At 71.6% G+C, this 15,032-nt stretch carries 14 protein-coding genes; 9 read left to right on the top strand and 5 right to left on the bottom strand.

The genetic code is table 11. The features are described 5' to 3' along the window. The first annotated feature begins 38 nt into the window (after positions 1–38). The gene (locus ACP4E5_RS05765; protein ID WP_425825630.1) at positions 39–1,007 is read left to right on the top strand and encodes an AurF N-oxygenase family protein; all 969 of its coding nucleotides are present in this window, start codon (positions 39–41) and stop codon (positions 1,005–1,007) included. Positions 1,008–1,065: 58 nt separating this feature from the next. After that, complete coding sequence (locus ACP4E5_RS05760) at positions 1,066–2,673, top strand: FAD-dependent oxidoreductase (RefSeq protein ID WP_425825629.1); 1,608 nt, start codon at positions 1,066–1,068, stop codon at positions 2,671–2,673. Positions 2,674–2,715: 42 nt separating this feature from the next. On the opposite strand, the gene ACP4E5_RS05755 is transcribed toward ACP4E5_RS05760, so the two are convergent. After that, positions 2,716–3,405, bottom strand: coding sequence for a TetR/AcrR family transcriptional regulator (locus ACP4E5_RS05755; protein ID WP_425825628.1), 690 nt, complete (start codon positions 3,403–3,405; stop codon positions 2,716–2,718). A gap of 220 nt (positions 3,406–3,625) precedes the next feature. On the opposite strand from ACP4E5_RS05755, the gene ACP4E5_RS05750 reads away from it, so the two are divergent. Continuing rightward, a complete protein-coding gene (locus ACP4E5_RS05750) occupies positions 3,626–4,240 on the top strand; it encodes a YdcF family protein (protein WP_425825627.1) in 615 nt (204 codons plus the stop codon). An 18-nt stretch (positions 4,241–4,258) separates the two neighbouring features. Here ACP4E5_RS05750 and ACP4E5_RS05745 read toward each other — a convergent pair whose 3' ends face one another. Both ACP4E5_RS05745 and ACP4E5_RS05740 read right to left on the bottom strand, forming a co-directional pair. After that, entirely contained in the window at positions 4,259–6,601 is a 2,343-nt protein-coding gene (locus ACP4E5_RS05745; protein ID WP_425825626.1) for an ATP-binding protein, read from the bottom strand. Positions 6,602–6,713: 112 nt separating this feature from the next. Beyond that, complete coding sequence (locus ACP4E5_RS05740) at positions 6,714–7,001, bottom strand: hypothetical protein (RefSeq protein WP_425825625.1); 288 nt, start codon at positions 6,999–7,001, stop codon at positions 6,714–6,716. A gap of 310 nt (positions 7,002–7,311) precedes the next feature. On the opposite strand from ACP4E5_RS05740, the gene ACP4E5_RS05735 reads away from it, so the two are divergent. Beyond that, positions 7,312–7,653 (top strand): SsgA family sporulation/cell division regulator, encoded by a 342-nt coding sequence (locus ACP4E5_RS05735; protein WP_425825624.1) that lies wholly within the window; start codon positions 7,312–7,314, stop codon positions 7,651–7,653. 28 nt (positions 7,654–7,681) lie between these two features. Here ACP4E5_RS05735 and ACP4E5_RS05730 read toward each other — a convergent pair whose 3' ends face one another. Beyond that, positions 7,682–8,266: a dihydrofolate reductase family protein gene (locus tag ACP4E5_RS05730; protein ID WP_425825623.1), complete on the bottom strand. Its 585-nt coding sequence runs from the start codon at positions 8,264–8,266 to the stop codon at positions 7,682–7,684. Positions 8,267–8,408: 142 nt separating this feature from the next. On the opposite strand from ACP4E5_RS05730, the gene ACP4E5_RS05725 reads away from it, so the two are divergent. Next, complete coding sequence (locus ACP4E5_RS05725; RefSeq protein WP_425825621.1) at positions 8,409–9,089, top strand: AroM family protein; 681 nt, start codon at positions 8,409–8,411, stop codon at positions 9,087–9,089. 61 nt (positions 9,090–9,150) lie between these two features. Here ACP4E5_RS05725 and ACP4E5_RS05720 read toward each other — a convergent pair whose 3' ends face one another. Then, entirely contained in the window at positions 9,151–9,927 is a 777-nt protein-coding gene (locus ACP4E5_RS05720) for an IclR family transcriptional regulator (RefSeq protein ID WP_425825620.1), read from the bottom strand. Positions 9,928–10,213: 286 nt separating this feature from the next. Between ACP4E5_RS05720 and ACP4E5_RS05715 the strand changes: the two genes are divergently transcribed. The 4 genes from ACP4E5_RS05715 (at position 10,214) to ACP4E5_RS05700 (ending at position 14,998) form a co-directional block, all read left to right on the top strand. Next, positions 10,214–11,884, top strand: a complete 1,671-nt coding sequence (locus ACP4E5_RS05715; RefSeq protein WP_425825619.1) for an OPT/YSL family transporter — start codon at positions 10,214–10,216, stop codon at positions 11,882–11,884. A 131-nt stretch (positions 11,885–12,015) separates the two neighbouring features. Then, the gene (locus ACP4E5_RS05710; protein WP_425825618.1) at positions 12,016–13,080 is read left to right on the top strand and encodes an S-methyl thiohydantoin desulfurase domain-containing protein; all 1,065 of its coding nucleotides are present in this window, start codon (positions 12,016–12,018) and stop codon (positions 13,078–13,080) included. Beyond that, complete coding sequence (locus ACP4E5_RS05705) at positions 13,073–14,551, top strand: M20/M25/M40 family metallo-hydrolase (RefSeq protein WP_425825617.1); 1,479 nt, start codon at positions 13,073–13,075, stop codon at positions 14,549–14,551. The genes ACP4E5_RS05710 and ACP4E5_RS05705 overlap by 8 nt, the downstream gene beginning before the upstream one ends. 69 nt (positions 14,552–14,620) lie before the next feature. Then, entirely contained in the window at positions 14,621–14,998 is a 378-nt protein-coding gene (locus tag ACP4E5_RS05700; protein WP_425825616.1) for a hypothetical protein, read from the top strand. Positions 14,999–15,032: the final 34 nt, after the last annotated feature.

The following is a 15,032-nucleotide window of genomic DNA, read 5'->3' as shown; positions in this document are numbered from 1 at the left end:
GCTCGCACAGCCCCTACCACCGACAATCGAGGACGAAGATGACCCCGAACCTGTCCCGGAAGGTCTACGACGAGCGTCTTCGGACCCTGTCCGAGGGCTCCGTCAACGTCAACTTCAACGCGTTCATCGACATCCAGTGGGACGACCCCGAGTTCGCCGTCGACACCACCGACACCCGCTGGGTGCTCACCTCCGCCGACGCCCTCGGCGCCCACCCCTGGTACCAGAAGCAGCCGCTGGAGACGCAGATCCGCATCGGGATCTGGCGCTGGGCGGTGATCGCCAAGGTGGGCATGCAGTTCGAGAACCTGCTCATGCGCGGGGTGCTCGACTACATCTATCAACTGGGCAACCAGAACCTGGAGTTCAGGTACCTCACCCACGAGATCACCGAAGAGACCCACCACACCCAGATGTTCCAGGAGCTGGTCAACCGCACCGGCGTGGACACCCCGGGCGGCAAGCGCTGGTTCCGCCAGGTCAGCCGGGTCCTGCCGCTGGTCGGCTCGCTCTACCCCGAGGCCTTCTTCACCGGCATCCTCGCCGGTGAGGAGCCGATCGACCACCTCCAGAAGGGGGCCCTGCGCAGCGGCGAGCCGGTGCACCCGCTGCCGCGGCGGATCATGCAGATCCACATCGCCGAGGAGGCCCGGCACATCTCCTTCGCGCACGAGTTCCTGCGGCTGCGCGTCCCGCGCTACGGCAAGGCCCGCCGCGGCGCCCTGTCCGTCCTCTTCCCGCTGATCATGCGGATCCTGTGCGACGTCATCATGATCCCCGACAAGAAGTCCGCCGAGCTCGTCGGCATCCCGGACTGGGTGATCAAGGAAGTCTTCTGGAAGTCCGAGGCAGGCCAGAAGATGCTCCAGGAGCTCTTCTCCGACGTACGGATGCTCGCCCAGGACATCGGTCTCATGAACAAGGTGTCCCGCCCGCTGTGGAGGGCCCTGCGCATCGACGGCCGCCCCGCGCGCTTCCGCGGCGAACCCGCCCCGCTCACCGACTGACCACCCGTCAGTCCCCGCACCGCTCTTCCCTGAACGCCCGAACGGAGACCAGCCCGCCGTGCCGTACGCCGTCACCCGATCCTGCTGCGCCGACGCCTCCTGCGTGCTGGCCTGTCCGGTCAACTGCATCCACCCCGCACCGGGCGAACCCGGCTTCGCCACCGCCGAGATGCTCTACGTCGATCCGCGCACCTGCGTCGACTGCGGCGCCTGCACGACGGCCTGCCCGGTCGACGCGCTCAAGCCGCACACCGCCCTCAGCGAGGCGGAGTTGCCGTTCCTGGAGCTGAACGCCTCCTACTACAAGCAGAATCCGCACGACGACCGCGCCCCCATGTACGTCGTGCCCAAGCAACGCGCCCTCCCGGAAGGCGAGTTGTCCGTCGCCGTCGTCGGCGCGGGGCCCGCAGGACTCTTCGCCGCAGACGAACTGCTGCGCCACCCCGGCGTGCGCGTCACCGTCCACGACCGGCTCCCCACCCCGTACGGTCTCGCACGGGCCGGCGTCGCACCCGACCACCAGGACACCAAGCAGGTCACCGAGCTGTTCCGGACCATCGAGTCGCAGCCCGGCTTCAGCTACCGGCTCGGCGTCGAGATCGGCGCGGACCTCACCCACGCCGACCTGCTGCGCGAGCACCACGCCGTGATCTACGCGGTCGGCGCGGCGACCGACAAACGGCTCGGCATCGAGGGCGAGGACCTGCCCGGCAGCGTCTCCGCCACGGACTTCGTCGCCTGGTACAACGGCCACCCCGACCGCGCCCACGACGACCACCGACTCGACACCGAACGCGCCGTCGTCATCGGCAACGGCAACGTCGCCCTCGACGTCGCCCGCATCCTCACCGCCGACCCCGACGCCCTGGCCCGCACCGACATCTCCGACCGCGCGCTCGACGCCCTGCGCGACAGCAAAGTCCGCGAGGTCGTCCTCCTCGGCCGCCGCGGACCCGCGCAGGCCGCGTTCACCGTGCCCGAACTCCTCGCACTCGCCGCCCTCAAGGACGTCGACGTGAGCATCGAGGGCTGGCCCGAGGGGCTCGCCCCCGACACCAACGAGAAGACCCGGCTGCTCGCGGACCTGGCCGCCCGCACCCCCGTCGAGGGCCGCCGCCGCATCGTCCTGCGCTTCCTCGCGGGACCGGCACGCCTCGTCGGCGAGGACCGCGTACGGGCCCTGGAGATCACCCCGACCACCCTGCACACCGACGAGGACGGCACCGTTCGGGCCCGGCCCACCGGGCAGACGGAGAGCCTGGAGACCGGCCTGGTCCTGCGCTCCGTCGGCTACCGCGCCCGGCCCGTCCCCGACCTGCCCTTCGACGAGGACAGCGCGACCGTCCCGCACGAGGCGGGACGGGTCGAGCCCGGTGTCTACGTCGCGGGCTGGATCAAGCGCGGCCCGACCGGCTTCATCGGCACGAACAAGACCTGCGCCCACGAAACGGTCGAGTCCCTCCTCGACGACTTCGCCGCGGGCCGCCTCCCGCAGCCGGAGCCCGGTGCCACGGCGGCCCCGGACGCCCTCGGCCTGACGGCCTGGCAGGCGATCGACCGTACGGAACGGGCGGCGGGCGAGGCCCAGGGCCGCCCCCGCGTCAAGCTCACGGACACCGAGGCCCTGCGGCGGGCCGCGCGGGCCACCCCGGTCGCGGCCGGCTGACACGAACAGGGCTGCCGGTCGTGACACGGCCGGCAGCCGCCGTCAGGCCCCTTCCAGATCCGACACCCGCTGCTGCGGCGACAGCTCCACGCCGAAGTCCCGCAGCGCCGCGTCAAGCACCGCCCACACCGAGCGGCACAACATGGCGCGCAACTCGTCCTCGGACAGCTCGGGTTCGGGATCGCGCATCCACTGGTTGACCGCGGTGTCCACGAACCCCACGATGCCGACGGCCACCGAACGGATCGGCGCCTGCTGCACACCGAGAGCGCTCAGCACGTCACAGAACCGCTCGCGAAGCATCAGCGCGATGGCCGTCTTGGTGTCCGCGACCAGCGAGCCGTCACTCATCGAGTGCTCGGCGACGCCCATGTAGGCGTACAGGCGCGGATGTTGGGACACCCAGTCGAGGTGCGCGCCCACCACGCGGTGCACGGACTCCTCGACGGTGCCATCGAAGCTGAGCGTGGGCTCCATCCGCTTCACGAACGACTCCACGACCCGCCGGTGGATCAACTCGTCGAAAGAAGCACGGTCCTTGAAGTGCCGGTAGAGCACGGACCGGGGCAGGCCCACGCGCTCCGCCAGGCGCTGCATCCGGAACTGCGCGCCCTCCTCCTCGATGAGCGCGACCGCCGCGTCCACCAGCTCGACCTGACGCTGCGCCTTGTGCCCGTTCCAGCGGGTGGAGCGTCCATCCATCTGCGGCTCACCGCCGGTTGTCTCCGCCATCGCGCCAGGATATCGGCACCTTCCGAACACATGAGCAGCGGAACCGGGGGATGCGCCACACCCTCCGGACGTAGCGGCGCGCTTGCGCCATTCCGGCCGTACGGTGTGGAAACGTTCCTTCCGCAAGATAGTCGCCGCCGGGGACCTTCCGCCCCCTCCTGGGCCCCGGCGGCGCTTGCGTTCGATGGGGACGATTTCGTCCACTCGCTAGGGTCGCCGCATGCGACGGCGGACGGTCTGGGTGCGATGGGTGACAGCCGGGGCGGCCGCCCTGGTCTGGGGAGAGTGGCTGAACCGGCGCTGGTCCCGGGCCCTCGTGGGGAGCGCCGTGAGCGGGTCCGCACCCGAAGCCGTGGTCGTGCTGGGCTTTCGCAACCCCCAGCCGACGGCGAACTTCATCAACCGGTGGCGGGTACGTGCCGGCCTTCGCTCCGTATCCGTATCCGCCGAGAACGCGCGCGTGATCTTCAGCGGTGGCGCCGCGGCCGGGACCCGTACCGCCGAAGCCCGCTTGATGGCCGACTACGCGAGGTCGGCGCTCGCCTTCGACGGCACTGTGCTCCTCGAGGACCGGTCCACGACGACATGGGAGAACATCACGAACGTGATCCCCATGCTGGAGGACGCCGGCCACATCAAGATCGTCTCCCAGCCGGCGCACGCGCTGAAGGCCCGCGCGTACTTGCGGCGACAGCGCCCCGACCTCGCCGAAAGGCTCGTGCGGGCGGATGACTGTCGCCCGGTCGAGTGGCTGGCCGGCAAGCCGCTGCTGGCGCTGTACGGCCTGTGGACGCTCCGCCGTCTCAAGCCCGAGGAGCGGCGGGCCTCTCCGTAGAAGGCCGCCGTGTGGCCCTCACTCCCCGGTCCCCGCCGTCGCGAGCTTCACCGCGATGCGGTTGCGGGAGCCGATGCCGAGTTTGGAGAGGATGCGTTCCATGTGGGCGTCGACCGTGCGGCGGGAGATGAAGAGGCGTTCGGCGATCTCCCGGTTCGACAGGCCGTCGGCCGCGAGGCGTGCCACCTCGTGTTCCCGGCGGGTCAGCGACTCCCCGGAACCCGCCCGGCGCTGGGCCGGCAACTCCGCCGGTTCCAGGGTGAGTTCGTCCGCCCCGGTGAGCGCCGCCGCGAACAGGGCCTCGCGGGGTGCGGTGGCGCCCAGTTGCCACAGCTGCTCGTAGACGTCCCCGCCCAGGCCCGAACGCGTCGCCTCCGCCGCCGTCCGGTGGTTCTCCACGGAGACCGGCGCCCCGCTCAGCAGCTCGCCGCCGGTCGACTGCCACAGCGCGTCCGAACCGCCGAACAGCCAGGCGGCCCGCCGGTGACGGCCGTCGCGGGCCGCGGCCCACGCCATGATCTCCACCGCGTAGCCGCAGCCGATCACGTCGCCGAGGGCCGCCTTCAGCGGCAGCGCCTCCTTGAGGGCGGCCTCGCTCGCGCCCGGGTCGCCCTTCGCGTAGTGGCTGACCCCGACGACGGTGTGCACGAAGCCGCGCAGCCAGCACTCCTTCGAGCCGGCGCCGAGCCGGGCGAGGCCCTGGGCGCTGCGCTCCAGGGCGAGGTCGTCCTGCCCGGACAGGTGGTACTGGTATCCCGCCTGGACGTCGAGACAGACCAGGCCGATGAGATCACCGAGCGCCGCCAGCCGCTCGTGGGCGGCCACCGCGGCCCGCTCGGCGCGATCGAAGTCGCAGGCGAACGTGTGCGCGCAGTGCAGATACAGCCAGCCGCGCGCCCGGATCAGGGGCTCGCCGAGCCGGTCGGCGATCTCGATGCCCTCCTCGATGTCCGGCACGGCGCCGGCCGGGTCCCCCTGGAACGTCCTGATGTACCCGCCGACGATCAGCGCCCACGCCCGCTCCTGCGTCGCCCCGGGGAACGCCGCCGCGGCCTTCTGCTGCCAGTACCGCCCCTCCGTGAGCAGCCCCGTGATCTGCCAGTACCCCCACAGCGCTCCCGCGAGCCCGGCCCCCTTCTGCTCCCGGTCACCGCGCCCGAGCGCGTACTCCAACGCCAGCCGGATGTCAGAGTGTTCGCGGCGCAGGGCCTGGCAGCGCGGCAACTGGTCGTCGTCGATGAAGTGCCGGTCGAACTCGTCCGCCGCCTTGACGTACCGCGTCAGATGCCGGTCGCGTGCCGCGGTCTCCTCGCCGGAGGCGGCCAGCTTCTCCGCCCCGTACTCGCGCAGGGTGTCGAGCATCCGATAGCGGGTCTCGCCGTCGACTCCGGTGCCGGGCCCGAACTCGTCCACGCGCTGCACCACCGACTTGTCGACGAGGTCGATGAGCACCTCCAGCACCTCGTCCGAACCCAACTCGCCGAAGCCGCACACCTCTTCGGCCGCCGAGAGGTCGAAGACGTCACCGAAGACGGAGAGCCGCGCCCACAGCCGCTGCTCGCGGGCGTCGCACAGGTCGTAGCTCCAGTCGATGGTCGTACGCAACGTCTGATGGCGCGGCAGCGAGGTGCGGCGGCCGCCGGTCAGGAGCCGGAAGCGGTCCTCCAGGCGGTCGATGAGCTGGTTCAACGGCACGGCGCGCAACCGGACGGTGGCCAGCTCGATGGCGAGCGGCATGCCGTCGAGGCGGCGGCAGAGCCGTACCACGGCGTCCCGGCTGGTGTCGGTCACTTCGAATCCGGGGACGACGGCCGCGGCGCGCTGCTCGAAGAGGGAGACCGCCTCGCCTCCGGCGTCCGACACACCGAGCGGCGACAGCGGGAAGGTGTGTTCACCCGGCACGTCCAGCGGCTGCCGGCTGGTGGCCAGGACGCGTACGCCGTCGGTCTCGCGCAGCAGGACGTCCACGAGTTCGGCGCAGGCGTCCACCAGGTGCTCGCAGGTGTCCAGGACGATGAGCGCGGGCGTCTCCCGCAAGTGGTCGAGGACCACGTCCAGTTGGGGTCGACCGGACTGCTCGGGCAGATCGAGGCAGGCGGCGACGGTGTGCGGCAGCAGTCCGGGGTCGCGCAGCGCGGACAGTTCCACCAGGCACACCGGCGCGTCGGCCCCGGTGGTGCGGCCCGAGAGCGCACGGAGCGCGAGCCGGGTCTTGCCGACACCGCCCGGCCCCACCACGGTGACACAGCGCTGCGTGTCCAACGCCGCCGCCAACTGGGTCAATTCAGGGGCCCGGCCGATGAAACCGGTGAGTTCACGGGGGAGTTCGCCGGGACGGCGCCGCACAATGCCGAACGTCATGCAGCGGATTGTCTCCCCGGATCACGCGACGCGAGCCGGGATGCACGAAGGTCCATACGAATCGGTGAACCGCGGCGTAGGATCCGCGATCCGCACCGCGGGACGGCGCGGCTCAGGGGGTGTTGCCCCGGGCGTCCTCGAAGTGTTGGCGGATCGCGTCGGAGCAGACGTCCTCGGGATCGACCTGAACGGCCGAGAGCGAGAACACCCCGCTCTTCTTTTCCTCCCGTTCGCGCTCGGCCATCCGCTTCTCGATGTCAGCGATGCGTTCCTCGCAGCCGGCGCGCGCGGGCTTCCCGGTCCGCTGGTCCGGCGTCGAGGAGTCGTCGAGCACGGTGGTGGCGGCGAGTCCGGCCACGCACAGTGCCGCCCACGCGGCGATCAGCGTACGGCGGTTCACCACGTCACTCGGTCATCCGCGTCGGCTTCGGCACCCCGGCATCCTACGAGGCCCGCGGCGCGCAGGTGTGCGAACGGTCGAACAGGTTGAGTGGGATTGATGGCCATCCGCGACTATGCCAACGGCACTTCTGGCTCCGTGTCTACGTTTGTTCGTGCGTCGTTCTGCGGCGCGTCAACGGGGAAGAATGTCCACGGGGAAGGGGATGGTCGGGGTGGCTGCTGGCAGGGGAAATGGGCGGCAACTCGAGGCGGCTGTAAGCGGCTTCGTCGACGGGGCGGACGGGGGCGCGTGTGAGCAGTGCGACGTCGTGCTCCGCTACAGCGCGGACGATCCGCTGGTCGTCACCGTGTCCGTGTCGCGGACCGGACGCCCGGCCGAACGCTGGCTGATCTCACGGGACCTGCTGTCGGACGGCCTCTCCGGCAGCGCGGGCATCGGCGACGTATCCGTACGGCCGGTCGTCGAGCCCGACAGCCCGCCCGGAGTACTGCTCCGGGCCCGCGACGCATGGCGCGCGATCCGCATACGCATCAGCCACCAGGCACTCCTGCACTACCTGGCGCGCAGCCACGCCCTGGTGCCGTTCGGCAAGGAAGTGCACACCTCGCGGATCGACAAGGGGATCGAGGGGCTGCTCGCGCCCCGATGACAGGACGGCGCCGCCCGCCGGGCCGTGCTCACCTGCGCGTGTAGTGCGCGATGATCACGCCCTTCGGGGTGGTGACGCTGCCGGTGAGCTCGAACTCGGTCAGCGGCGCCGGACCCTCGAACAGTTTCGTGCCGCTGCCGAGCGTCAGCGGATGGATCAGCAGCGTGTAGTGGTCGATCAGGCCGGCGGCGTGCAGGCTCCGCACCAGCGAGGCGCTGCCGTTGATGGACAGGTCCCCTCCCGACCGGGCCTTGAGCGCGGCCACCGTCTCGACGGCGTCACCACGCAACAGCACCGAGTTCTGCCAGGCCCCCGCGTCCTCGAGGCTCCGTGACACCACGTACTTGGTGGCCGCGTTCATGTGCGCGGTGAACGGGTTGCCGTCGGTGGCACGCCCCCACGCCGCGAGGAAGTCCTCCCATGTGCGACGGCCGAACAGCATGCCACCCGGCGCGGCCATCCCCTTGGCCAGCTCGCGGCCCATCACCTCGTCGTTGTACCGCGGCCCCCAACCGCCATGCGTGAAGCTGCCGCGGGTGTCCTCGTCCGGCCGCCCGAGCCCCTGCACCACGCCGTCCAGGGTCATGAACATCCTTGCGGTGATCGAGCGCATCGCCTTCTCCCTTTCGTTCCCTCGCCTGCTTCCTCGGCCGGTTCTTCTCCCGTTGAGTCCGAGGTTCCCCTAGCGGCGCCCGCATGTCTATATTTCTGGAACTCATTCCCAGATTATCGAACTTGAAGGAATCGGCGAACTCATGCGAAACGTGGGCTTCCTGACCATCGGCCAAGCGCCGCGCCCCGACCTGAGCGCGGGGATCGAGGCGGCCCTGCCCGCCACCGCGCTCGTACGGCACGCAGGTGTGCTCGACGGGCCGGACCCGGCACTGGCGGCGCGGCGCCTCGCCGCCGGTCCCGGCCGGCCCACGCTGATCACGCGCCTCGCGACCGGAGACACCGTCACCCTCGACGAGGCCGCCGTGGGGGAGGCCCTCCAGGACCGGGTCGACGCGCTGGAGGAGCAGGGCGTCGACACCGTGGTGCTGCTGTGCACCGGCGAGTTTCCCGCACTGCGCGCCCGGCGTGCGCTGCTCGTCGAGCCGGACGCGCTGCTGACGACGTACGTCCGTGGTGTGCTGCGCGGCGTGCCGGTAGGGGTGATCGTGCCGCTGCCCGAGCAGGTGGCCGCGGCTCGTGAGAAGTGGCGGGGCGTCAGCCCGGCGCCCGAGTTCGCCACGGCGTCGCCCTACGCCGCGGACGAGAGCGAACTCCTCGCCGCGGCGCACGAATTGGTGACAGGGGGCGCGGGCGCCCTCGTCCTGGACTGCATGGGATACGCGGAACGGCACCGCGAGGCGCTGCGTGCGGGCGGTGTCCGGGTGCCGGTCCTCACGTCGAGCGGCGTCACCGGCGCCATGACCGGCCCGCTGCTCAAGTAGGGCGGCGCCCCCGTCGTCGTCAGCCCTCGCCTGTGCTCGTGCTCGTGCTCGTCAGCTTGCGTCAGCTCCCGTCGGCGACGAAGCGCAGCCAGTACGGGTCGCCGATGCGCTTGCCGACGCGGGCCGCCGCCTCGCGTACCGCCCTGCCGAACCGTTCGGTCGTCTCGTCCCGGAGTTCCGGGGCCGGCAGGGCGATGCCGATGCCGAAGACCTGGCCCGTGTCGTTGTCGAGCACGGCGGCCGAGATGCCTCCCACGTTCGGCACCCACTCGCCCTGCGAGACGTCCCAGCCGTCGACGCGGATCCGGGCCAGCGTGGCCACCAGCTCCTTGCGGGTGCGCGGGGCCGTCCCGATCGCCTGCTCAAGGCGGGCGTCGACGAGCCGCATGACCTGCGCGTCGTCGAGGCGGGCCAGCAGTGCGCGGCCCATCGAGCTGGCGTACGCGGGGGCCCGGGTGCCGGCGGGCGTGTATGCCTGGAGGGCGCCCGCCGTGCCGATGCGCATGTGCAGGACCAGTGACTCGGCCCCGTCGAGCACGTCCACGTACCCCGTGTAGCCGGTGTCGGCGACGAGGCGGGCGGCCTCCTCCTCCAGCAGGGAGACGGTGCCGCGCGAGGCCCGGAAGTGGTACGAGGCCTCCATGATCAGGCCGCCGGGGCGGTAGGCGCGGGTCAGCGGGTCGCGGTCCAGGAAGCCGTACTCGGCCATCATGCTCAGCGTCCGCGACACCGAACTCTTGGGCAGGCCCAGCTCGGCCGCGACATCGGTCACGGTGACGTCGCGCTGAAGGTGCGCCATCAGACGCAGCACGTCCCGTGCGTTGGCGAGTGTGCTCACCGGCTCCTGTGCCTCCCCCGGTTGGTTTCCGGGTCCGATCGTATGCGCTCGCGCAGCGCCGTCCCGACCGCCCTCGGCCGGTCGCCGTCCGGCAGCCCACATCGTGAGAACTCCGGAGGGGGGCTTGACGTGCCGCCCCGCATCTATGAATGATCCAGGTCCAGATATTCGTATCTGGTTCCAGATTATAGAACTCCATGGGCTTCGACGAGGTTCCGAGTCTCTAGATCCCTGGTTCCCAGGACGTCCTCAGGTCGCCGATCGGCGCCGTCCATCAGGAGCACCCATGAGCCCCACCGCTGACACCGCGCAGCCGGCCACGGCCGAAGCCCGGGACCCGCACGACGCGGGCGGCACCCCGCAGCGCCATCCCCGTGCCCTCGCCCCCGGCAACCTGGTCCTGACCGTGGTGCTCAGCGTGTTCGGCGCGATCGTGGGCGTGCAGCTGCTCGCCACCCTCGGTGTCACGCCGAGCACGTCGCTGATCGGTGCGCTGGCCGCGATGACGCTGGCCCGCATCCCGCTCGTCGCCTTCCGCGGCTTCCGTTCGGTGCACGCCCAGAACCTCGCGCAGACGAGCATCTCCTCGGCCACCTTCGGCGCGGCCAACAGCCTCTTCCTGCCGATCGGCATCCCGTTCCTGTTCGGCCTGCACAACATGATCGTGCCGATGCTGATCGGTGTCTCCGTCGCGATGCTGGTCGACGCCTGGCTGCTGTACCGGATGTACGACACCCCGGCCTTCCCCGCGAGCAATCCGTGGGCCCCGGGGCTCGCCGCGGCCGAGGCCATCAAGGCGGGCGACGAGGGCGGCCGGCGCGCGAGGGTCCTCGGGCTCGGCCTGGTCACCGGCCTGGCCGGCGCCGTGTTCGCACTCCCGATGTCCGCGTTCGGCGTCGCCCTGATCGGCGGACTGGCCTCGATGGCGGCGTTCGGCGCGGGCCTGCTGATCATCAGCTACGCGGAGCCGCTGGCCGGCCTCGACCTGAACGCCATGTACCTGCCTCACGGCATGATGATCGGCGCCGGTCTGGTCGCCCTGGTCCAGGTCGGCCGCACCGTCCTCAAGGCACGCCGCGCCAAGGCTCCGGCCGCGACCCCCGCCGCCTCCCAGAACGCGACTGCCACCGCCTCCGTGGAGGACGGCGCCCGACGCCTGGGCAAGTCGCTGCGCCTGGGCCTCGGCGCCTACCTCGCCATCTCGATCCTGCTCTCGCTCGGCACCGGCATCGTCACGCACATGAGCGTCGGCATGCTGATCGCCTTCGTCCTCTACGCGACTGTGGCCGCGTTCCTGCACGAACTGCTCGTCGGCATCGCGTCCATGCACTCCGGCTGGTTCCCCGCCTTCGCGATCGCCCTGATCACGCTGCTGATCGGCATCCTCGTCGGCTTCCCGCCGGAGGCCCTCGTCGTCCTCTCCGGCTTCACCGCGGCCACCGGCCCTGCCTTCGCCGACATGGGCTACGACCTCAAGGCCGGCTTCATGCTGCGCGGCGAGGGCGCCGACCCGGCCTTCGAACTGGAGGGCCGCCGCCAGCAGCTGATCGCCGCGATGGTCGGCTTCGGCATCGCGATCGTCGTCGTGGCCGTCTCGTACCGGATGTTCTTCGCGAACGGGCAGACCGCCCCGATCGACGCCGCGTACGTCGCGGCCATCAAGGCGGGCCCGTCGGTGGAGACGGCGAAGCACCTGGCCCTGTGGGCGATCCCCGGCGCGATCATCCAGCTCATCGGCGGCCCGAAGCGGCAGCTCGGCATCATGCTCGCCACCGGCCTGCTGATCACGACGCCCATGGCCGGCTGGATGGTCGCCGCGGGACTCGCCGTCCGCCTCCTCGCACCGCGCGTCCTGGGCCCCAGGGCCAAGGAGAACCTCGAGGTCTTCGCCGGCGGAGCGATCGCGGGCGACGCGCTCTATTCGTTCGGCAACGGCGTGTGGACGGCGGCGAAGTAACGACCGAGGGGAGCAGGAGGCTCCCCAGGTCGTCACCCTTCGCGCCACCACGCCCCGCCCGCACTCCCGCACTCCCGTATGCCCGTACCACTCGCACCACCCGTACACCCAGAACCACCCAGGAGACCCCCGTGAAGCGACAGTTGACGCACGACGACCTCAAGGCAGCCGTCTACGGCGGAGCCGTGCTCGGCGGCGGAGGCGGCGGATTCGTCGAGCGGGGCCTGCGCACGGCCGGCCTCGCCCTGGAGGTGGGCACGCCCGAGCTGTGGAGCGCCGACGAGTTCGCCGACGACGCGCTCACCGCGACCGTCGCCCTGGTCGGCGCCCCCGCGGCCCCCGACCCGCAGGTGCTGCCCACCCACCTGCTGCGCGCCCTCGAACTGCTGCGCCGCGACCTGCCGGGCCCGCTCGCCGCCATCCACACCAACGAGAACGGCGCCGAGACCACCATCAACGGCTGGTTCCACTCCGCGATGACCGGCCTGCCCGTCATCGACCTGGCCTGCAACGGCCGTGCCCACCCGTCCAGCCAGATGGGCGCGATGGGCCTGCACGCGCAGGACGGCTACCGCTCCTACCAGGGCTACGCGGGCGGCAAGCCGTACACGTACGTCGAGGGCGCCGTCACCGGCACCCTCGACGCCACCTCCAACGTGATCCGCCGCGCCTCGGTCGAGGCAGGCGGCTGGGTGGGCGTGGCCCGCAACCCCGTCGAGGTCGGCTACGCCACACGGCACGGCGCCCCCGGCGCGATCGGCTTCGCGATCGAGCTCGGCCGCCGCTTCCTCGCGGAGGGACCGGCGGGGGCGGCCGCGCACCTCGGCGGCGAGATCGCGGTCACCGGCACGGTCCGCGAGTACCGCTGCGAACAGCGAGAGGGCCTGGACATCGGCGTCGCCGTCCTGGACGACGCGGCGGGCACGACGCTGCACTTCGTCAACGAGTACATGACCTTCGAGGTGGCCGGCGAGCGCAAGGCGTCGTTCCCCGACCTCATCACGACGTTCGACGAGGCCGGGCAGCCGCTGGCGTCCGCAGACGTCAAGGTCGGCAAGGAGGTCGGCGTCCTGGTGGCCCCGGCGGCGAACCTCCTCCTCTCCTCCACGATGTACATGCCCGAGCTGTACGCGCCGATCGAGGAACTGCTCGGCTTCTCGTTCGCCCCGGCCGCGAAGGTGCTCGCCGATGCCTGAGCAGGCCCGCACCGCGGACCCCGGTGCCGTACGGGACTTCTGCGCGACGAGCTGGGACGAGGACGTCCTCCCGCTCGTACGGGAGCACATCCGCGTCCCGGCGGTCAGCCCGGCCTACGACCCGGAGTGGGAGTCCCGCGGATTCCTGGACCGGGCCGTGGAGGCCGCCGCGGCGTGGCTGCGCTCCATAGAGGAACTCCCGGGCCTGCGGGTCGAGGTCCTGCGCGCACCGGGACGCACCCCGCTCGTCTTCTTCGAGATCCCCGGCCACGGCGCACGGTCCGACGAAACGGTCCTCTTCTACGGTCACTTGGACAAGCAGCCCGAGGGCGACGGCTGGGACGAGGAACTGAGCGCGTGGGAGCCGGTCTTCGACGGCACACGCCTCTACGGGCGCGGCGGCGCCGACGACGGCTACGCGCTGCCCGCGGCACTGACCGCCGTACGGGCCCTCGCCGCACAGGGAGCAGCCCGCCCGCGGTGCGTCGGCGTCTTCGAGGCGGGCGAGGAGTCGGGCAGCCCCGACCTCGACCACTGGTTCGCCGAACTCGCCCCGCGGATCGGCGAGGTCGGCCTGGTGGTGTGTCTCGACTCCGGCGCGGGCGACTACGAACGGCTGTGGCTCGTCACGTCCCTGCGCGGCCACTGCGGCGGCACGCTCGACGTGCGCGTGCTCGACGACGGTGCGCACTCCGGGGACGCGGGAGGCGTCGTCCCGTCGACGTTCCGCATCCTGCGCCACCTGATGGACCGCCTGGAGGACAGCGGAACGGGCACCTTGCGCCCCGACGAGGTGCACTGCGCGGTGCCCGCCGAGCGCCGCGCCCAGGCCGCCGAGGCGGCGGCCCTCCTCGGCGACCAGGTCTGGCGGCGCTTCGACTGGTACGAGGACGAGACCGGCCACAGCACGGGACCGGTCTCGCACGACCCCGAGGAACTGCTGCTGGCGCGCGCGTGGCGCCCGAGCCTGGCGGTCACCGGCGCCGACGGCCTGCCGCCCGTCGCGTCGGCGGGCAACGTGCTGCGCCCGCACACCAGGGTCAAACTCTCGCTCAGACTGCCTCCGTCGGTGGACAGCGCGAAGGCACTCGCGGCGGTGGCACGCCTCCTGGAGGACGCGCCCCCACACGGTGCGTCGGTCCGCTTCACGCCCGACCGGGTCCTGGCCGACGGCTGGCACGCCCCGCCGGAGCGGCCCTGGCTCCGCGAGGCGCTGTCCGACGCGAGCCGCGCCTGCTTCGACGGTGCGGACGCCGCCCGCATCGGCCAGGGCGGCACGATCCCCTTGATGGGCAAACTGAGCCGGCAGTTCCCCGCGGCCCAGTTCCTGGCGTGCGGAGTCCTCGGCCCGGGCGCGAACGCCCACGGCCCGAACGAGTCCCTGCACGTGCCGTACGGACAACGGTTGACGGCATGCCTGTCGCTGACCTTGAACGCGTTCGCGTTGCAGCCGGGCGACTCCGCGGCCTGAGGCCGACATCGCCCGCGCTCTACGCGTCTTCCCCCGCCGCCCGACGTATCCGGCGCGTACCGTCAAGACATGGACACCACCGCGTCACCGCGCGTCCTGGTCATCGGGCTCGACCCGCGCCGGGTGCCCGGGCCGTGGGATCCCGAGCCCGTGGTCAAGGCGATCGAGGCGGGACTCGCGAAGTTCGCCGAACACGGCGTGGGCGTGGAGACCTGTCTGATCGGCCTCGATGGAAGCGACGACGTGGAAGCCGTCATCGGGAACGCGCTGCGCGCCCGCCCATGGGAGTGCGTCACCCTCGGCGGGGGCCTGCGCCACTCGGACGACCAGGCCGAACTGCTGGAACTGGTCGTCAACCTGGTGCGGCGATACGCGCCGGCCGCGGCCATCGCGTTCAACAGCGCCCCGGACACCACCTACGAGGCCGCGGCCCGCTGGATCGAGTGAGGCGCCACCCACGGCCGAACCGTCCCAGAGCCAA

The sequence above is a fragment of the Streptomyces fractus genome, from assembly GCF_049844455.1.
Lineage (GTDB): Bacteria > Actinomycetota > Actinomycetes > Streptomycetales > Streptomycetaceae > Streptomyces > Streptomyces fractus.
Note: the sequence above shows the minus strand (reverse complement) of the source record. Positions and strands in the feature narration are given on the sequence as shown.